At 62.9% G+C, this 753-nt stretch carries 1 protein-coding gene and 1 pseudogene; one reads left to right on the top strand and one right to left on the bottom strand.

Annotated elements, in window-relative coordinates; translation table 11 throughout:
- A pseudogene (locus tag EN906_RS36035) lies at positions 1-196 on the bottom strand (MarR family transcriptional regulator); the annotation flags it as partial.
- A gap of 157 nt (positions 197-353) precedes the next feature.
- On the opposite strand from EN906_RS36035, the gene EN906_RS36030 reads away from it, so the two are divergent.
- On the top strand, positions 354-753 hold a 400-nt coding region (locus EN906_RS36030), incomplete at its 3' end, for a chloride channel protein (protein ID WP_206529289.1).

The raw sequence follows: 753 nt of genomic DNA, 5'->3' as shown, positions 1-753 counted from the left end.
TCACCGGGCCGCCGCCGGGGAATCCCTTGATCGCCAGCAGCGCCTGATGCTGGCGCGGGGTCAGGCCGGCGTCTTCCGCCTGGACCTGGCTGAATTCGAGGAAGCGGCGGATCAGATAGCGAAACTCCGACAGTCGCTGGTAATCGGCCTGGCTGATGGCGGGGCGTGGTTTTTGTGGCTGCGACATATCAGACATGTGTTCGTTTTCCGGCGAAAGCTCAAACGGATTTCGGGCGAAACCGGCTTGAATATTTATATCGTGTTACGATACATAGCCACCGACAAGCCCGGCTGGCCGCTTCGACCGTGCCGCATATCCACATTCGGCCCGCCGCCAGGAAGCAAAGCCCGCCATGAAGACCCCTCACTCGAACCCGGAGCATCTGCGTGATTTCACCACGGACGCCAGGGTGCTGCTCGTCGCGGCCATTGCCGTGGTGGTGGCGACAGCCGGACTGGTTGCCGGCATCGCGCTTTTGAAGCTGATCCGGCTGGCCACCAACATCGCCTATTTCGGCCAGTTCTCGCTTGCCGACCTGAAGCTTGAGGACACACCGCTTGGGCTTGCCGCCGTCATCGTCCCGGTGATCGGTGCGCTGATCATCGGCCTGATGGCGCGCTTCGGCAGCGAGAAGATCCGCGGCCATGGCATTCCCGAGGCCATCGAGGCGATCCTGCTCGGGCGCTCAAAACTCGACGCCAAGGTGGCGATCCTGAAGCCGCTGTCGTCGGCGATCTCGATCGGCTCCGGCG

It is taken from the genome of Mesorhizobium sp. M7A.F.Ca.CA.004.06.1.1 (assembly GCF_003999135.1).
GTDB lineage: Bacteria > Pseudomonadota > Alphaproteobacteria > Rhizobiales > Rhizobiaceae > Mesorhizobium.
Note: the sequence above shows the minus strand (reverse complement) of the source record. Positions and strands in the feature narration are given on the sequence as shown.